Annotated in this window: 13 protein-coding genes; 10 read left to right on the top strand and 3 right to left on the bottom strand. The window is 40.7% G+C overall.

Going from position 1 to position 17,328, the window contains the following annotated elements; genetic code table 11:
• The first annotated feature begins 383 nt into the window (after window positions 1-383).
• The 8 genes from GT348_RS05930 (at window position 384) to GT348_RS05895 (ending at window position 12,645) form a co-directional block, all read left to right on the top strand.
• Window positions 384-2,096 (top strand): glycosyltransferase family 9 protein, encoded by a 1,713-nt coding sequence (locus tag GT348_RS05930; RefSeq protein ID WP_160618921.1) that lies wholly within the window; start codon window positions 384-386, stop codon window positions 2,094-2,096.
• A gap of 130 nt (window positions 2,097-2,226) precedes the next feature.
• On the top strand, window positions 2,227-2,727 hold the full coding sequence (locus GT348_RS05925) for a D-glycero-alpha-D-manno-heptose-1,7-bisphosphate 7-phosphatase (RefSeq protein ID WP_160618920.1): 501 nt from the start codon (window positions 2,227-2,229) through the stop codon (window positions 2,725-2,727).
• A 23-nt stretch (window positions 2,728-2,750) separates the two neighbouring features.
• A complete protein-coding gene (gene rfaE1 / locus GT348_RS05920; protein WP_160618919.1) occupies window positions 2,751-4,193 on the top strand; it encodes a D-glycero-beta-D-manno-heptose-7-phosphate kinase in 1,443 nt (480 codons plus the stop codon).
• 88 nt (window positions 4,194-4,281) lie between these two features.
• A complete protein-coding gene (locus GT348_RS05915; protein WP_160618918.1) occupies window positions 4,282-5,397 on the top strand; it encodes an AGE family epimerase/isomerase in 1,116 nt (371 codons plus the stop codon).
• A gap of 295 nt (window positions 5,398-5,692) precedes the next feature.
• A complete protein-coding gene (locus GT348_RS05910; RefSeq protein ID WP_160618917.1) occupies window positions 5,693-7,819 on the top strand; it encodes a glycosyltransferase family 9 protein in 2,127 nt (708 codons plus the stop codon).
• Between the two features lie 80 nt (window positions 7,820-7,899).
• Window positions 7,900-9,987 carry a tetratricopeptide repeat protein gene (locus GT348_RS05905; protein WP_160618916.1) on the top strand — a complete coding sequence of 696 codons (2,088 nt, stop codon included), beginning with the start codon at window positions 7,900-7,902 and terminating at the stop codon, window positions 9,985-9,987.
• Window positions 9,988-10,339: 352 nt separating this feature from the next.
• A complete protein-coding gene (locus GT348_RS05900; RefSeq protein ID WP_160618915.1) occupies window positions 10,340-11,227 on the top strand; it encodes a hypothetical protein in 888 nt (295 codons plus the stop codon).
• A 101-nt stretch (window positions 11,228-11,328) separates the two neighbouring features.
• On the top strand, window positions 11,329-12,645 hold the full coding sequence (locus GT348_RS05895; protein ID WP_160618914.1) for a glycosyltransferase family 4 protein: 1,317 nt from the start codon (window positions 11,329-11,331) through the stop codon (window positions 12,643-12,645).
• 40 nt (window positions 12,646-12,685) lie between these two features.
• On the opposite strand, the gene GT348_RS05890 is transcribed toward GT348_RS05895, so the two are convergent.
• From GT348_RS05890 to GT348_RS05880, 3 genes are read right to left on the bottom strand one after another with little or no spacing between them, the layout of a single operon-like run.
• Window positions 12,686-13,198: a hypothetical protein gene (locus tag GT348_RS05890; protein WP_160618913.1), complete on the bottom strand. Its 513-nt coding sequence runs from the start codon at window positions 13,196-13,198 to the stop codon at window positions 12,686-12,688.
• 29 nt (window positions 13,199-13,227) lie between these two features.
• Entirely contained in the window at window positions 13,228-14,220 is a 993-nt protein-coding gene (locus GT348_RS05885; protein WP_160618912.1) for an L-threonylcarbamoyladenylate synthase, read from the bottom strand.
• Window positions 14,221-14,228: 8 nt separating this feature from the next.
• Window positions 14,229-15,086, bottom strand: a complete 858-nt coding sequence (locus tag GT348_RS05880; protein WP_160618911.1) for a 3'(2'),5'-bisphosphate nucleotidase CysQ family protein — start codon at window positions 15,084-15,086, stop codon at window positions 14,229-14,231.
• A gap of 147 nt (window positions 15,087-15,233) precedes the next feature.
• Here GT348_RS05880 and GT348_RS05875 point away from each other — a divergent pair, with 147 nt between their 5' ends.
• Together GT348_RS05875 and GT348_RS05870 are read left to right on the top strand one after the other, a co-directional pair.
• Window positions 15,234-16,730, top strand: a complete 1,497-nt coding sequence (locus GT348_RS05875) for a leucyl aminopeptidase (RefSeq protein WP_160618910.1) — start codon at window positions 15,234-15,236, stop codon at window positions 16,728-16,730.
• Window positions 16,731-16,754: 24 nt separating this feature from the next.
• Complete coding sequence (locus GT348_RS05870) at window positions 16,755-17,270, top strand: DNA polymerase III subunit chi (protein ID WP_369692589.1); 516 nt, start codon at window positions 16,755-16,757, stop codon at window positions 17,268-17,270.
• The last annotated feature ends 58 nt before the right edge of the window (window positions 17,271-17,328 follow it).

Here is a 17,328-nt window from a genome sequence, read left to right as displayed (position 1 = left end):
AATGTGATTCCGACTCACTATTTTCCTTTATAATTATCCGAACAATGGCACTTTAGGGAGACATGATGAGTAGAACAATATGAAAATGATATAACGCACAAAAAGTAATACAAAATTTTTCACTATAAGTTATTTTAAATAAGATTAAATACGAAAAATAATTTTAATAATAGTTTTTTTGTTTTTATTGCGAGTATGTAAATTTTAATAAATTTTTAAGATTTTGTTTATATTTCACAATTTTTCATAGTTCAATTTTAATAGACACATTTGTGACATAATTCACTTTAATTATTTTTAAGAAATTAAAATTTACTTCTAATTTATAATCTATTATTATCGCCCTTATATTTATAGAGCTTCAAAAGGTATCTGGGTTTTATATGATTTTGGCAGATAATTATAAATCGACCTCACAAAAAAATGAGGATCTATCTCTGCCAGAGATCAAATCATGGGCGCTGCCAGCTGAGGGTAGCATGTCAGTAATAATCCCCAGGCGTTTTTGTTGGGTAGATCGTTTTCCTGTTATCAGCAAGATCCTTCTAAATAGCTTGCTCTTGCCATTTGGCAAAATGCGGCGCTGCATGACTTTAGTGCAAATTGGCACCTTAAAAGATAAAAGCGGAATGCCAGTATTAACTGGCGTAATAGCATATCGTGTTCTTATTTTTTCATTAGAGAAATGTGACCGTGCGGTTGTAAGTTTGGGTAAAGATGAAAAAATTTTAGCTCAAACAACACCTTCTTTAATCGGTAAAAAAGGTCCTGTTTATATTTGGGCAGCGAATTTATGGGTAGATAGTCAGTTTTTGCCAGAAACTAAGCATAAGCTTTGGGTTTTTGCGTTTAATGGCAAAAAAATGATTACGAAAATGAGGCGTTTTGTTCGCACAGTCCCGGACCGTATGTTTTTGCCCGATTTTGCTAGAGACATGGAAATGTCCGACGCATTTGTTCCATCTTTATCGGTGGAAAAAGATGATTTGTTTAATTCTGTTCTAGCTTTTCCTCCCCAAGTACATCATTCGCCGTCAGAGTTTTCGTCTAAAAACATAAAGCGTTTGGTTGTGCTTCGGGTTGATCAGTTGGGAGATGTTTCTGCGTCATTACCGGCTATAAAACGTTTGCGTGATATTTATCAAAATGCGCATATTACGATTATTGCACAACCAGCCGTCCATGAAATTTTGAAAGCTAGCGGTGTTTGTGACGCTTTGATCGCTATTAATCTGTCTTATTCACACGATGCTGAGAGGCGGTATTTAACAGCCGAAAATAAAGAAAAACTACAAAAAGCTTTAAGTAAAGAACAATTTGACCTGGCTATTGATTTACAGACCGGGCATGAAAGTCGCGAATTATTATTATGGTGTAATACGCGCTATCGTGTTGGGTTTTCTCCAGAAAGATTTCATTTTTTAGATTATGGTATTGAAGTTATTTCGAGAGAAAAATTTAATAGCAAGCCGGTTATTAATCACGCAGCCCATGTGATGATGCTTGTTGATGCACTTGATCGGGTGGCTCATCAGCGCCAACCTGTTGTCGAACGGCAAAGCTATCAAGATGATATTACGAAACTAAAACCTTTTTCATTAAAAGAAAAAGATTACGTCGTTATTCATACAGGTGCCCGTCACACATTAAATATGTGGCCCTTAGAGCATTTTATAGAACTTGCTCAAAGGTTGAGGGCAGAAACGCATAAAGAAGTTGTGTTTTTTGTCGACCATCAGAGCGAGGTTGCTTCAAAGTTAAGTAACAGTGACGGCATTCATGTTTTAGATAAACTTGATCCTAATTTGTTTGATATTGTTATCAGTTATGCGGCGTTGATGATTGGTAATGACAGCGGACCTCGACACCTGGCCGCTGTGAGAGGGGTTCCGGTTATTAGTGTTAGCGTGCCTCGTTTAAATTGGCAGGAATGGGGGCAAAATCAGGGCGGTCTTGTAATTAGTCGAAAAGTGCCTTGTGCGGGGTGTGGTGTTAATGACGTACGGCACTGTGGTGTTGGGGCGCTATGCCTTAAAACAATTCCGGTTGATGTCGTATTTCAGGAAGCACTAAAACTAATGTATTGGGCCGCATGATGCTTTTAAAAATCAATTATACTCAAAGATTAACGCTTGATGGTTTGAAAGCAACACGCTTCCATTTTGAAAGGCAGAATGTCTTTCAGTCATTTTGTCATATTTTTTTATAGTGAGTGCAGACTTACAAATGACCCCAACTGTTTTTCTTGACCGTGATGGTGTTATTAACGTCGATGTTGGTTACCCACATCGTATCGAAGATTTCTCTTTCATAGAGGGCGCTCCTCAGGCAATTGCTCGTATGAATAAATGCGGGTATCTCGTTATTGTTGTAACAAATCAGTCAGGCATAGCGCGGGGTTTATATACTGAAGAACAGGCTCGTCTTTTTAACGAGCATATTCAGTCGCAGCTTTCATTGTGGGGTGCGCATATCGATAAGTTTTATATTTCTCCTTATCACCCACAGGCTATTATTGAGCGTTATAGATGCGACCATCATGATCGTAAGCCCAATCCTGGAATGATCGAAAAGGCATTTAAGGAGTTTGATATTGATAAAGAAAATTCTTTTCTCGTCGGTGATCGTGACACAGACATTCAGGCGGCCCGCGCCGCGGGGTTAAAAGGATATCTATTTGATGGTAAAAACCTCGATAACTTCGTATCCCCTCTTCTTAAATTCTAAATTATTGACTGAGTGATGGTAGCATGATTGAAAATTTTACGTTCGGCCGCCTCTGTGTTGTTGGCGATTTATTGCTTGATCGATATATTTTTGGATCGGTTAACCGTATATCTCCCGAAGCACCTGTTCCGGTTTTATTGCATTCGCGGTTTTCTGACGTTCCGGGTGGTACGGCCAATGTTGCCGTTAATGCTGCTGCTTTAGGAAGTCAGGTCAATCTTATCGGTGTTGTAGGAGAGGACCAGTCTGGTGATATGTTGCTTGATATCCTCAAGCCCTGGTCTAATGTTAATTTAGATGGTGTGGTAAGAGATCCAAATTGGACAACGATCACTAAAACCCGCGTGCTTAGCGGTAACCAACAAATTGTACGCATTGATGAAGAATGTATCAAACCTTTTTCAAGTGATGTGACAGCACGTATTATTGCAGCTGCGCAAGCAGCTATTGCAGAATCTGATGTGTTAGTTTGCTCTGACTACGCAAAGGGTGTTCTTTCTGATGAAGTGCTCGCAGCTGTGATAGAAGCGGGTCGTAAAAAAAACATACCAATCATCGTTGATCCTAAACGTAAATCATTTGTTGGATATCGAGGAGCGACACTGGTAACGCCGAACCGCGCAGAAATGACGCAGGCAACGGGTCTTTCTTTACGGACAGAACAAGAAATTGAGCGGGCAGCACAAAAGGCATCAGAGCAATTTGGGGGCGATGTCCTGTTAACGCGCTCTGAAGACGGCATGACCTTGTGGCGTAAAAATGGGAAGATGACGCACGCATCAGTGCGTAAATCTGAAGTGAGTGATGTTTCAGGTGCAGGTGATACGGTTTTAGCAACTGTCGCCAGTGTGCTTTCTGCTGGTCAGCCGCTGGAAACAGCCATAGTTATCGCAACCACCGCCGCAGCTATTTCTGTTAGCAAATTAGGAACGGCCACTGTGTCACGTGCAGAGCTAAGCCAGGAGCTGCGCAATGAAATGCATGATGCTGGTAAGCTGGTTTCAATTGAAGAAGCGCAAGATATCGTCCAAAACTGGCACCATCATGGAGCGCAGGTAGTTTTTACAAACGGGTGTTTTGACCTTGTTCACCCAGGCCATATAAGCTTGATACGAGCTGCTGCACGAGAGGGTGACAAGCTGATTGTGGCTCTAAATACAGATAGTTCTGTAAAGCGTTTAAAGGGTGATTCACGCCCTATTCAGGATGAAATAGCCCGCGCTACGGTGGTTGGTGCATTGCGCGATGTTGATTTGGTAGTGCTTTTTGACGAAGATACACCTTTAGAAGCGATCAAAGCTTTAAGGCCTGACGTACTTGTAAAAGGTGCTGATTACACTGAAAGCCAAGTAGTGGGTGGGGATTTTGTCAAGCAATATAATGGACGTGTTGCTCTTGTTGATCTCATTGAAGGCCGCTCTACATCATCTCTTGTCAAAAAGGCCAAAGACAATATCGTGAAATAACAGCTATGTAATAATAGGTAGAGTTCAAAGTTTTTTACTTTGTGACTAAACGTTAGACGTTTGTAATTTAAATTAAAAAGGCAGTGTTGTGGTACAAAAAAACTGGCATTCTTGGCTTATGGAAGAAGCTCTTCCTTTATGGTCCAATATTGGTTTTGATCATAAGCGCCGTTTGTTTCATGAACGTTTAACGTTTGACCATAAGCCTATTGAGCTGCCTGCTCTTCGTCTTATGGTTCAGGCACGACAAATATCTACTTATTGTCGTGCTGAGCTTGATGGATTGGCTAAAACGGCATCTTTAGCTCTTGACTCTTTACAGGAAGTAGAGAAGCGCTATTGGGGTAGTGATGGTGAGATAGGCTGGGTGTTTTCTCTGGCTCCTGACGGTCAACCTGCTGATAAAAGCCGCGATCTTTATGCTCATGCTTTTATTTTATTTGCCTATGCATGGGCTTACCAGATTTCGAAGGATCCTGCTCATCTCAATGTTGCGCGACGCACAGTTATTGAAATAGATAAGATTTTTAAAGCTCAAAATGGTGGGTATCTTGATGCCGTTCCTGCTCCAGATACGATCCGTAGGCAAAATCCCCACATGCATTTATTAGAAGCCTATCTCATGCTTTTTGAAGTATCAGGAGATAGTTTCTACTTAGAATACGCGCAAAATATGACCCATTTGGCGATGCAGCGTTTTATTCTTCCTCATACAGGCATGCTGCTTGAGTTTTTTGATGCTGAATGGAAACCGCTTGAAGCTATCGGTCTTAACAGAGTTGAACCAGGGCATCTTTGTGAATGGTCATGGCTTTTTAGTGAGTTTATGCGACTGGCGCCAGAAACATCTTTTTCTCATGAGATGAAAGAGACAAGAGAAAAATTGTTCGATGCGGCCATGAAATATGGTGTCAGTCCCGATACGTTGATTGTGTGCGACGCCATTACCGATGACGGTAGGCAGCTTGAAAATACAACGCGTATTTGGCCGCAAACTGAGTTTATGCGTATGCTTGCATTAAAAGAACGAGAGAATTTTTCAGAGGCAAAATCATTAATTGACCGTCAGAAAAAATGTTTTTTTGAACGATATGCTCCATCACATCTAAAGGGTGGGTGGATTGATAGATTAGACGCAAATGGCGTAGCACTCACAGATCATATGCCAGCAAGTTCACTTTATCATATTTACGGGCCGCCATAGAGCTGATTAAAAATCAAGCTAAAGCTTGATAGTAGCTTATGTGAAAAAAGTTCAGAACCATTTTTTATTGAGGTTGAATAAGATCAATATGACAAAAAATAGGGGTTAAATCTGAGAAGTTTAAAAAGACACGCCTCATTTAATATATTAACTAGCCAAAGGGTGGATATGATGAACGTAGTAAGTAATTAACTAGGTAAAAACTTTAATCTTTCACATCATACACGCTCAAAGCATCAGATGACGTAATGAGAGCGTTAATTAGGTAATAATATTTATACCGGGGTTGTAGTTAATGAGCGGAAATAGTTTTAATCTCTCTGAGAATTCTGATGTCAAAATTGAGTCTAGTTCAGTGATGAAAGATATTAAGAAGGGTAATATTATTTATAAATATTTACTTGATCAAGCAAATCAGGCACGCGATAATAAAGATTATGCTACAGCTTCGTTTCTCTTTGACGAAATTATTTCTGTTGATCAAGATAATTATGCTCTTCTTCTTCAATCGGGCCATATGCATAAGGAAAATCGGCAATTTGCAAATGCAGAAGCACGCTATCTGAAATGTTTGGATCTAAAACCAAGTGACCCGGAAATATATATACAACTTGGACATTTTTATAAAACAATTGGCCGTTATATAGAAGCTAAAAAATACTATGAGCAAGCAACTCAACGCCGTGAAAATTGGGATGATGCTCGCAACGAACTCAATAATATTGTCCATACGATTGAATATAAAAGAGAATTAGCCAAAGAGTTACAAAGAAACGGCTCAGAATTATCTAAAACATTAAGTGATGAAGAGCTGGAAGACTTAGATTTATTTGTATCTAATGGATTGATAGATCCAGCCTTCTTTCCTAAAACCCGCGATGATATCTATATTGACCATCGTGACGCATTTGTATTTGTGCGTAACGGTCTTGATCGGGTTACGAAATGGGGAAGAGGGCAAACTGTTCAGGGCGTTGACGCCATACGTGGTTATATTGTTTCTGATAAGCCATATTTTTCCATAGAAATATATGTTGATAGTGAGCTCGTCTTTAGAGGGCCTCTCACTGTAGCGCCACAAAGAAGAGAGAAATCAAACCCTCATATTAAAAAATATGCCTATAATGCATGGATAGATTTTTCTAAGTTCAAACGTGGCTGGCATGATATCATCATAAAAGCAATGGGTATTAAAGGCGAAGCTAATGAAGGGGTAGATTGGCGGCGTGAACGTATTATTGTTGCTGATCCTCTTCCTGTAAGGTTACATGCAGATTGTGATGGTATTATTGATAACATAGATTATGGGTCTAGTTTATCACTGGTAGAACAGATAAATAAACGCTCTAGTATTGTTCATAAGGCTTCATCTAAATCTTTTACAGGGCCTATTAATAATATTGCTGTTTTACGTGCTGATCAATTAGGTGACATGACGGCGTCTGTTCCTGCTCTTAAGCAGTTACGTCAATTATGTCCCGATGCGCATATAACAGGTTTGATTAGTCCAGCAAGTGAGGTGCTGGCCAGAAGCCTTAATGTTTTTGATGAAATAGTTATTTTAAATTTCCCAGATGATCCGCTGCGTCGTCAGCGTGTTATGGATATGGACGACCAAAAGTCTCTTATCAGAGATTTGGAACGGCGTAATTTTGATGTGGCTATAGATTTTTCTGTAGCTGGTAATTCATATAAACTTCTTCATCACATGAATGCGCCTATTACACTTGGTTTTGGAAGAGAGGGTTATAAAACGCTTGATTTGATTGTCGAGACACATGACCCTAAAGCTGGCAATGATATAATGCGCCACTCTGCGCGTACCAGAAGTTTGGTAGATGCTTTGGCTTTATGGCTCGATAGCGGTGCCAAAACTGTTCGCCGTGATGATCTGACAAAGACTATGTTGGCACCATATGGCATTGAAGAAAATGAAAAATTTATTGTTCTTCATAGTGGGGCCAGAGTGAAATTTACACGTTGGCCGTGGTTCGTTGATCTAGCCACTAAAATTGTTAATCAGTTGGGCCTTAAAGTCGTTTTTCTATCTGATGATGATAATGAACTCGACACATTAGATAGAACCTTGCTTGAAGAGAAAAAGATAATTTATCTGCCCCGAAAAGTTCCCTTTGATCACTTTGATGCTTTCTTGTCTTTCTGCTCGGCTTTTGTTGGTAATGACTCAGGGCCAAAACACCTTGCAGGGTTGAGGGGAACACAAGTGATTAGTATTCATTCTGCCCGGACAGATTGGAGAGAGTGGGGACAGGAACAGGCAGGCATTATCATGAGTAGAAAAGTGCCGTGTGCCGGCTGTTCGTTGAATTACGACCCTGAAGAATGTTGTCACGATGCCGTATGCGTAAAAAATATTTCTGTAGATGAAGTATTTAGCGAATTAAGCAAACTCATATCGTGATTCCGTAGATACGCGTTCTTGTTGAAAGAATTTTAGACCTAAAAGAACATTGCGGTGATATTATTAAGGGGCGTTCTCTAATGACTATTAAAAACAAAGTTCGTAAAATTCGAGCAGTATTGAAAGAAAAACAGATAGAAGCCAAGCAAGCTGATATAGGCTTGTTAAACCTTGACCTTGCTCAAAGGGCATATGAAAAAGGTGAGTTGCAGGTAGCTGCTCGCTTATATGAAAAAGGTCTTGCGTCTGACCCCAAAAAGCCAGATGTAATATTAACATGTGCCGAAATACAGGCTGCGCTTGGTAATTATAAGAGCGCAGAGCAATATTATCTTAAATATTTGGATATTGAAAAAAATGATGTAGAGGTTACTAAGGCATTAGCAAAGCTTTATGTTTCTTTTAATGATTACACCAAAGCTCTCACTCTGTGTAAAAAATTGCGCAATATATCAGATGAAAAAGAAAGTAATGAGATAAAATCTATTATTGAGCAGTGTAAGAAAAAAATAAAAGAACAGAAAAATGAAGATACTTACATATTAACGCGAGATGAATTTTATGATGAGGTCATAAAAGACCATAGAATAGATCGCACCTTATTTAAAATTCCCGAAAAAGATCTTTATCACGAGCATCAGGAGATCTTTCATTTTAGTCGGAGTGGTAACCACCAAAAGACGAAATGGGGTGACGGACTTACTGTTCGTGGCATAGACTCCTTACGTGGCTATATAATTTCAGCGATTGAATGCCGCTTTGTTGAAATCTGGGTTAGTGGTCAATTAGTATATAAAGCCAAACTCGAAGCGGCACCGCTTGAATTTGAGCGGAAAAGAACACGTCTTAAAAAATATGTTTATAATGCGTGGATCGACTTTTCTCAATTTTCATGCGGCTGGCACGACGTTATAGTGCGTGCCCTCAATGTTAAAGGAGACGTCCAGGAGAACTTAACCTGGAAGAGAGACCGTATTATCGTAGCGGAAGATTTACCTAAAGACATATATCAGGAGAGCGATAGTAATATTCCTCCTCTAAACAGTGATGCTGGTTTATCAGTTGTTGAGCAGGTCAATGCTTTACCTAGTTCAATTAATGAGGCTTCTACGCATTCTTTTCCAGGAAAATTAAACCGTATTGCCGTGATCAGAGCGGATCAGTTGGGTGATATGGTTGTTTCTGTTCCGGCTTTAAAACGTCTAAGAGAGTTAGTACCGCACGCCAAAATTACAGGTGTTATTACGCCTGCTAATGAAGGATTAGCGCGTAGTCTTAATGTTTTTGACGATTACATCATTCTTGACCTACCTGATGACCGTGATCGTCGTCAAAGAGTAATGAGTGCAGAAAAGCAGGATGAGTTAATCAAAACATTTTCAAAATATGATTTTGATGTAGCAATTGATTTATCAGTTGACGGTATGTCTAAAAGACTTCTTCCCATGACCGGTGCTCCAGTGACAATGGGCCTTGGAAGAGGGGATTGCAAAACCTTAGATGTTGAAATTGTCACTCATGATCCCAAAACCGGCAATGATGTTATGCGTCATTCTGCCAGAACGAAACTTCTTATCGAAGCCTTTGGTCGCTGGCTCGATAGTGGGGCACATGTTGAACGGAGAGAAAGTTTAAACAGAGATTGTCTCAAGGAATATGGCATAAACCCTGAAGATGATTTTGTTGTGCTTCATACAGGGTCTAGAATTAAATTTACCCAGTGGCCTTATTATACTGAGCTTGCAGCAGAAATTGTGAAAGAAACCGGAGCTAAGGTTTTCTTCATTGCTGACAATCCATCTCAATTTGGGAAACTTCCTGCCAAAGATTTAGAGTCAGGCAAGATTATTTACTTTGATAAATTACTGCCTTCAGATCATTTTGATGCATTGCTATCTTTTTGCTCTGTTTTTGTTGGTAACGATTCAGGACCAAAACATCTTGCGGCCTTGAGGGGAGCAAAGGTCATTAGCATTCATTCTGCAAGAATAGGGTGGCCAGAATGGGGGCAGGAACAGGGAGGTGTTATCATTAGCAGGAAAGTTCCTTGTGCCGGGTGCTATCTGCATCATAACCCCGAAGAATGTGGACAAGATGTAGCCTGTATTAAGAAAATTAAAATTGAAGAAGTATTAAATCAGGTGAAACGTTTTTTGAATCAAGGTTAAATCATAGCGGTTTATGGTGTTAAATTAGCTGAATTAAGTTGGTAAAACACAAATAACCCAAAATGCTGCGAGAAAAGTCTGGTTTCGGCTTTTCTCGCAGCTTATATTTATGCAAAGAGCTATATTTTATAAATAGCGTTATAATAGAAAATTAATTTTTTAATATCATAGTTTATTTTAACATATTTTTACATTTATTATAGAATATATTTTTGTTTTGCATTAAAATTATTAGAGGGTTATTTTAAAACTTTATTATATATGTGTACGTGTATAATTTGATCAATATTATTATCTCTTTGTGTATTTAATTTGTTTTTTGAATATTTACTTTAAGTTTAAGGAAAATATTATGAATATGAATAATGAAGAAAGCGACTCAAAAATGGGAGATGCTGGAATTTGTCCTGGATCGCCCGATAATCAAGATATTCAACTTGTGAGTGCTGTTTTCGACAAAATTTCTGATCAAGGTGGTGAAAATCTCATCACTCAATTATCCCAGGGTAATGAGACGGTTGATGACATAGTTGATAAAATTGCTCTAAGTGATCGCCTCGAAGTGCGTAAAAAGCACCTGCTGACAGACAACACAATGGAAACAGGCTTTGTATCAGCCGATTTTTCTTATGTTGGGCTGAATGCCGAAATCCAAGCTTCAGGTTTTCATAACGCTTTTAATCAGCATATTCGTCCTCGTCTTGGTAAACGGGCTGACGGTTTTTCTGTTATTTTTGACGTTTTGCGACAACAGGAACGGCCCGTTATTGTAGAAACAGGCTGTTTGAGAGTCCCCAATAACTGGGAAGGTGATGGTCAAAGTACATTTCTTTTCGACTGGTTCGCGAGGGAAATGCATGGGACTGTTTTTACAATCGATATTAATGCAGCAAGCATAGATAGCGCACGCAGGGCATGTAGTGGCACAACAAATACAATTCTTAACGACTCAAGGGCGGGACTGCACACCTTAGGGCAGATTACGAGTAGGGCAGCTTCATTATTATATTTAGATTCGTTCGATCTTGATATTTCGGCTCCAATGCCAAGTGCGATCCATCATGCTACAGAAATGATGGCGGCACGTCGTTTGATTAGTGAAGGGACTTTAATCTGTGTAGATGATTTTAATGTTCCACCTCTTGGTGAAGGAGGTAAAGGGATGATTATTGATCAATTTATGTCGTCAATCGGGGCAGAAGTACTTTATTCTGGGTATCAAAAAATATGGCGGGTATAAAATAGGAATGGTCTGCATTGTTGTTTTAAGAACAATTAATGTTTCGACTAAAAAAACTGTTTATAATCGTAAATGTGCTTAAGAGATGAGGTGGATAGAACTTGGTTGAACAAAATTCATTCCGTATTGCTATCGATGGCTTCAATCTCAGTCTTGCCAGAGGAACAGGCGTAGCGACTTATGCACGTACGCTAAGCAGGGCTACGTCTGATCTTGGGTATTCTATAGATATTCTTTACGGTTTAAATATTTCTGCACAGTCATCTCCTCTTATGAGAGAGATCAGATTTTTTGAGCTTTTAGCAAGCCAGGAGCAAAGAAAGCCGGTTCGTGTTTTTTCTAAAAGCTGGTTTAAGCGTCGTAAAGAAGATATAAGCCGCCCTGAAATTTCAGAAATACCTATCAGTCATCTGATAGATAGTCGCAGCTTTGCCGAGCGTTTGCCCGTTTTTAACAGGCTGCTAAATGCGGATAATTTATTCAACCGTGCAGCCAGGTATTTTGCCCGAACGGGAAAGTTCATGACACTCCGTATAGCGTCTCCTCCAGACGTTATGCACTGGACTTACCCACTTCCTATCAGGTTAGAAGGGGCCGCAAATATATATACAATACATGATGTCGTGCCTTTGCGTCTGCCTCATACAACACTTGATAATAAGCCACATTATTTTAGCCTGCTAAAAAAAATTGGCAGACTGGCGGATGGTATTTGCACAATATCTGAAGCATCAAAAAAGGATATTTTGTCGTTTTTCCCAGAAATGGAGCCAAAATTATATAATTGCTACCAGTCATGTGATACGACCCGGCCCGCTTTTACCCGCTCAGCAGAAGAGTCCCTGGCAGAGATAGAAGCTGATTTTGGTTTATCATCTCAGTCCTATTTTATTTTTTATGGTTCATTGGAACCAAAGAAAAATATCGGTCGTATTATCGAAGCCTTTCTTGCTTCAAAAAGCCAAAGGAAGCTTGTTTTAGTGGGGGCTATGGCTTGGAAAGAAGAGCAAGAATTAAGATATCTTGAGCATGGTATATCGACGGGACGCATTATAAAAATTGATTATCTTCCTGAGCGTACGTTATTTGCTCTGCTAAAACATGCAAGAGCACTTCTTTTCCCTTCTCTTTGCGAAGGGTTTGGGTTGCCTGTGATTGAAGCAATGAGTCTAGGCGTGCCTGTTTTAGCCTCAAATGAGGGTGCATTGGCCGAAATAGGAGGAGATGCTGTTTTGAAAGCTCCTGCCTATGAAATAGAAGCCCTAACTAAGGCAATTATTCGGCTAGATCATGAAAATGAGCTGTGTGAAAAATTGGTCTCAGCTGGATATAGCCAGGTGAAAAAATTCAGTATGTCTGACTATCAAAACCGCCTAAGCCGACTATATTCTGATGTTTTATCTTCTATGCAAAAATAAAATGACAAAAATATAAGTCTGAACGTATCTCTCGTAACGTTTATTGAGAGTTATTATGAGATAGAGATTGGGTAAAGCAAAGTGCGCGATCAATTTTTTGCGCTGAGCCAATATTATGTACGATCTGGCTTGCTGCAATACCCAGTAATATACCTGCAAGCAAAGCGATAATAACTCTTATACGCTGCCAAGGTAAAATATCGTGCTGCTGGCTGTGATTGTAACGTATTATTTGATTGTCTCTTTCAAGCAAAGCAACGTGTCTTTGTAGGTTTCTATGCTGCGTGGCAAGCTCTTCCATAACATCTTTATAACGCTGTATTTCAAGTTCGTGGCGTTTTTTTAAAAGTGTATCAGAACCAGCAGATGTTTCAGCCAATGAAATTATGAGGTTTTTAAAACTACCACCGGAGATTTCTTGTTGGCGGGCACGATGTCTTAAGCGATCAAGAGCGGCTTGGGCCTGGCCAGCCTCATCATCTAAAACGAGTGCCAGTATGTCCGCTAAAAGACGTAATTCTTTTTGGTCAAGGGGGTGGGAGTCCTTTGCCATAAGTTAGGTTTTCTGCTCGCTTTGTTGTTTTATATAGGGCGGGGCGCTGCGGCACGTTGCAGCCGGTCAAATATAGCACAACCTAATCCCTCTTGAGGAATTTGACTAACAGCTATGGCCTTTACCCCCTTTTTTTGGCCTTCATTATCAAGATAGCGCAATCCTGCATAAAGCCGTGCCGCTGCTTCAGCAAGGTCACCTTTGGGGCTGAGGTTCCATTTAAGGGGGTGATTTTCCTCTATTTCAGGGCCGAAACTTAACCAGGCTTCATCAAAATTTGCCTTATCTGTATTGAGCCGTATGGGCAAAGTAGGAGCATAATGTGAAGTTAACTGTCCCGGTGCGAGAGGTTTTTGATCCTGAGATAGAGGCGCTGCATGACGAACTGGTCCGCAAATAGCTTCAAGCTCCTCTTGCGACAAGCCGCCAGGACGTAAGAGGGTTGGTGTTTCGCCTGTTAAGTCTAGGACCGTGCTTTCTAGCCCAACAATACAGGAACCTGTATCTAAAATAGCGTCTATTTTACCGTCTAGTTCTTCTTTGACATGCAAAGCAGAAGAGGGGCTTATGCGTCCTGAGCGATTGGCTGATGGTGCTGCTACGGGTGCGTTGACTAATCTTAAAAGTTCATTCACAGCTCTGCCACGTGGAACACGTATGGCAATAGTTGGTAATGCAGCACTTACACTATCGCAAATAAGGCTATTTTCTTTTTTGGGCAAAATAAGTGTCAAAGGACCAGGCCAAAAGTGAGATGCAAGCTCTCTAGCCTTTTCTCCCAAAGGAGTTAATGTGAGGTCAACTTCCTGAAAAGCCTGCTCAGCTGATGCAAAATGGCTGATAAGTGGGTTAAAAGAAGGACGTCCCTTGGCAGCATAAATTCGGCTTACAGCCTGGCGTGAAGTGGAGAGCCCTCCCAAACCATAAACTGTTTCTGTCCCGAAAGCGACAATACCACCATAGCGTATAATGTCAGCCGCACGACGAATACCGTCAAAACTTACATCAAGAAATTCAGTCACGAAATAGCTTAGTCCTTATGATGACGGAGTTCTGAAATTTTATCTTTAGGCTCAGTACTCTCAGAGGCTGAAGACAAGATTTGCGTTTTACCTGAACAGAAAAAAGGCGAATTGAGGCGTCCTGGTTTGCCATAAGTTAAGCGCATGCCATCAATTGTATAAATCTGGCCCCCTGCCGCTTCCAAAATAGCTTGTGGCGCTGCTGTATCCCATTCCATTGTAGGTCCAAATCGGGGGTAAAAATCTGCCTGTCCCTCAGCCACACGAATTATTTTGATAGCTGAACCAAAACAGTCAATTGATTGAATATTTTGCTTTGTCAGAAATTTCTTAAGCTCATCTTCTGAACCATAATAAAATGATGCTAAAACACGCAACCCTTCCTCGGGTATATCACTAACCTGAATAGGGTGTCGTCCGTCTGAATCCTGATAAAAAGCTCCCAAATTCTTCCCACCTCCGTAAATTTGTCCAAAGGCTGGGATGGCTACTGCACCAATTATGGGTTCACCGCCTGATATTAAACCGATATTAATGGCAAAATCATCACCACCATTTGCAAAACCGCGTGTGCCATCCAAAGGGTCAATAAGCCAGTAAGTTCCGTTGACATTAGGATGAATACCTGAAGAAAATTCTTCTTCTGAAATGGCTTCAATCTCAGGGCATGCTCGACGCAGGCGCGAAAGAATATGGGCTTCTGAAGCATGGTCTGCTTCAGTGACTGGTGAGCAGTCAGCTTTTTTTTGGGTATGGAAGCCCTTTTCTTTTACCGCTAAAACAATATCTGAAGCTTCAGAGACGATTTGCAATGCAAGATCAAGAAGAGTGTGAGTATCGAGAGTGGAAGCGGTATGAACGTTCATTTTGTACAGGCTATCCTATTTCTAACCGTTCGTCATAAGCACACTTATCTGATACGCTCTCATTATTGAATGCCGAAGATCTCCAAAATGGAAGAAAAATGAGATCGTCAAGGATTTGTGATCGATTATATCAAAGTGAGTTTAAATATGATTTCAATTAGTTTCGAAAAATTTTCAGACCAACACTGCGAAAAATCAGCTTTAGCCTTATTTTGTGATGGGGCTAATTTTATTCATGATGAATATTATCAACAGCTTAATAATCTGCTGCAAGGGCGCCTGGAAAAGGCAGTCTCCATGCAGGAATTTAACGGCGTAACGGGGCAGTCTTTACAGCTTATTGCGCCGACTGACTCCATTGCGCAGCTTCATCTCATTGGTTGCGGCGCGAAAGATAAATCTACTGTCTCAGATATCATACGTTTGCAGCATGCTGGCAGTGACGCTTTTCAGGCTTTGAGAGAAACGAAGATCAAAAATGCCAAAGCGTATTTTATTATCCCTCAAACACTTGCAGAACAAAGCGCCTCAATTGCTCTAGGTGCTCGCCTGAAAGCCTATAATTTCTCTCTTTATCAGTCAGATAAAAAAGAAATTTACCCTCAAGAAATCAGTATTTTATTACCTCAAAATGCATCCTTAACTCAGATCGAGGCTCAATGGGCCGAATTTGAGGCTTTAAGTGAAGGTGTTTATTTAGCCCGTAATCTGGTTAGCGAACCGGCAAACGTACTTTACCCCGAAAGCTTTAGAGCCCGTATAGAAGCCCTTGAGCCTTTGGGTTTGGAAATTGATGTTCTAGATCGTGCAGCTATGGCTTCTCTAGGATTTGGCGCTTTGTTAGGCGTTGCCCAGGGTAGTAACAAACCACCTTATACGGTTATTATCCGTTATCAGGGGGCGACAGATAAAGATGAAGCTCCATTAGCCTTTATAGGTAAAGGCGTTACGTTTGATTCAGGGGGTATTTCCATCAAACCAGCTGCTGGTATGGAAGACATGAAAACCGATATGGGCGGTGCCGCTGCTGTTGTCGGGTTAATGAGCGTACTGGCCCGCCGCAAGGCCAAAATTAACGCTATTGGTGTTGTCGGGCTTGTAGAAAATATGGTCTCAGGCGATGCACAGCGCCCTGGTGACGTGGTTAAGAGCTATAGTGGCCTGACCATTGAGGTACAAAATACTGATGCAGAGGGTCGGCTGGTTCTAGCTGATTTGCTTTCTTACACAAAAGATAAATATGCACCTTCTTTAATGGTCAATTTAGCAACTTTAACAGGGGCTATCGTTGTAGCTTTAGGCACAGATTATGCTGGCCTCTTTAGTAATGACAGCACGCTAAGTACGGAGTTGAAACAGGCAGGCGAAAAAGCAGGCGAAAAATTATGGCCTATGCCTATGGGAGAAAGTTATAATCGCCGTATTGATTCCGACATTGCCGATATGAAAAATATCGGTGGGCGTCCAGGCAGCTCTATTTTAGCAGCAGAATTCTTAAAACGTTTTGTTGGTGATACAAGTTGGGCGCATCTCGATATTGCAGGCACAGCCTGGTGTGACAAAGCAGGGCCATGTATTCCTAAGGGAGCAAGTGGTTTTGGTGTGCAGTTGCTTAATCAGTTTGTAGCAGACAGAGAACATTAGGCTTTTTTAGGAGAGCATTATTATATGGCGGCAGGGCAGGAGCTGTCTTCTACACAAATGGTGGAAGAGGGTAATGATAAAAATCGCTTTAAACCTCAAATAGGTTTTTATCATCTGACACGTACTTCTGTGCAGGAAGCCTTGCTGCCTCTTCTTGACCGGACATTGTCTAGTGACGAAAGAGCGCTGATATGTTGTTCTGACACAGAAGAGCTAGAGCGTCTTGACCGTGCTTTATGGGAGAGTCCAGTTTATTTCTGGCTTCCCCATGGTTCTCAAAAAACTGGTTTTGCTGCACGTCAGCCTATATGGCTTAGCGCAAAAGCAGAACCGCCTCCTAATGGTGCGCTTTTTCTGTTTCGTATTGATGGGGCCGATATTATCGATGTGAATCGATTTAAACGAGTTTTTGACCTTTTTGACGGACAAAATGAAGATAGCGTGGTTCGGGCACGCTTACGCTGGAAAAAGTTGAAACAGGATGGGTTCGACTTGACTTACTGGAAACAAGAGCCTCAAGGATGGCGACAAGCAGGATAAATGAGAGCGTGTGGAATAATGACCCTCTAATCATTTATTTAGTCGGGCTTTTAAGTCT

It is taken from the genome of Aristophania vespae (assembly GCF_009906835.1).
Taxonomy (GTDB): Bacteria; Pseudomonadota; Alphaproteobacteria; order Acetobacterales; family Acetobacteraceae; genus Aristophania; species Aristophania vespae.
Note: the sequence above shows the minus strand (reverse complement) of the source record. Positions and strands in the feature narration are given on the sequence as shown.

What these genes read in the sequence shown, in the direction of transcription:
- GT348_RS05930 (WP_160618921.1), top strand. Translation starts at nt 384, where the DNA reads ATGATTTTGGCAGATAATTATAAATCGACCTCACAAAAAAATGAGGAT.
- GT348_RS05925 (WP_160618920.1), top strand. Translation starts at nt 2,227, where the DNA reads ATGACCCCAACTGTTTTTCTTGACCGTGATGGTGTTATTAACGTCGAT.
- rfaE1 (WP_160618919.1), top strand. Translation starts at nt 2,751, where the DNA reads ATGATTGAAAATTTTACGTTCGGCCGCCTCTGTGTTGTTGGCGATTTA.
- GT348_RS05910 (WP_160618917.1), top strand. Translation starts at nt 5,693, where the DNA reads ATGAGCGGAAATAGTTTTAATCTCTCTGAGAATTCTGATGTCAAAATT.
- GT348_RS05905 (WP_160618916.1), top strand. Translation starts at nt 7,900, where the DNA reads ATGACTATTAAAAACAAAGTTCGTAAAATTCGAGCAGTATTGAAAGAA.
- GT348_RS05900 (WP_160618915.1), top strand. Translation starts at nt 10,340, where the DNA reads ATGAATATGAATAATGAAGAAAGCGACTCAAAAATGGGAGATGCTGGA.
- GT348_RS05890 (WP_160618913.1), bottom strand. Translation starts at nt 13,198, where the DNA reads ATGGCAAAGGACTCCCACCCCCTTGACCAAAAAGAATTACGTCTTTTA.
- GT348_RS05880 (WP_160618911.1), bottom strand. Translation starts at nt 15,086, where the DNA reads ATGAACGTTCATACCGCTTCCACTCTCGATACTCACACTCTTCTTGAT.
- GT348_RS05875 (WP_160618910.1), top strand. Translation starts at nt 15,234, where the DNA reads ATGATTTCAATTAGTTTCGAAAAATTTTCAGACCAACACTGCGAAAAA.
- GT348_RS05870 (WP_369692589.1), top strand. Translation starts at nt 16,755, where the DNA reads ATGGCGGCAGGGCAGGAGCTGTCTTCTACACAAATGGTGGAAGAGGGT.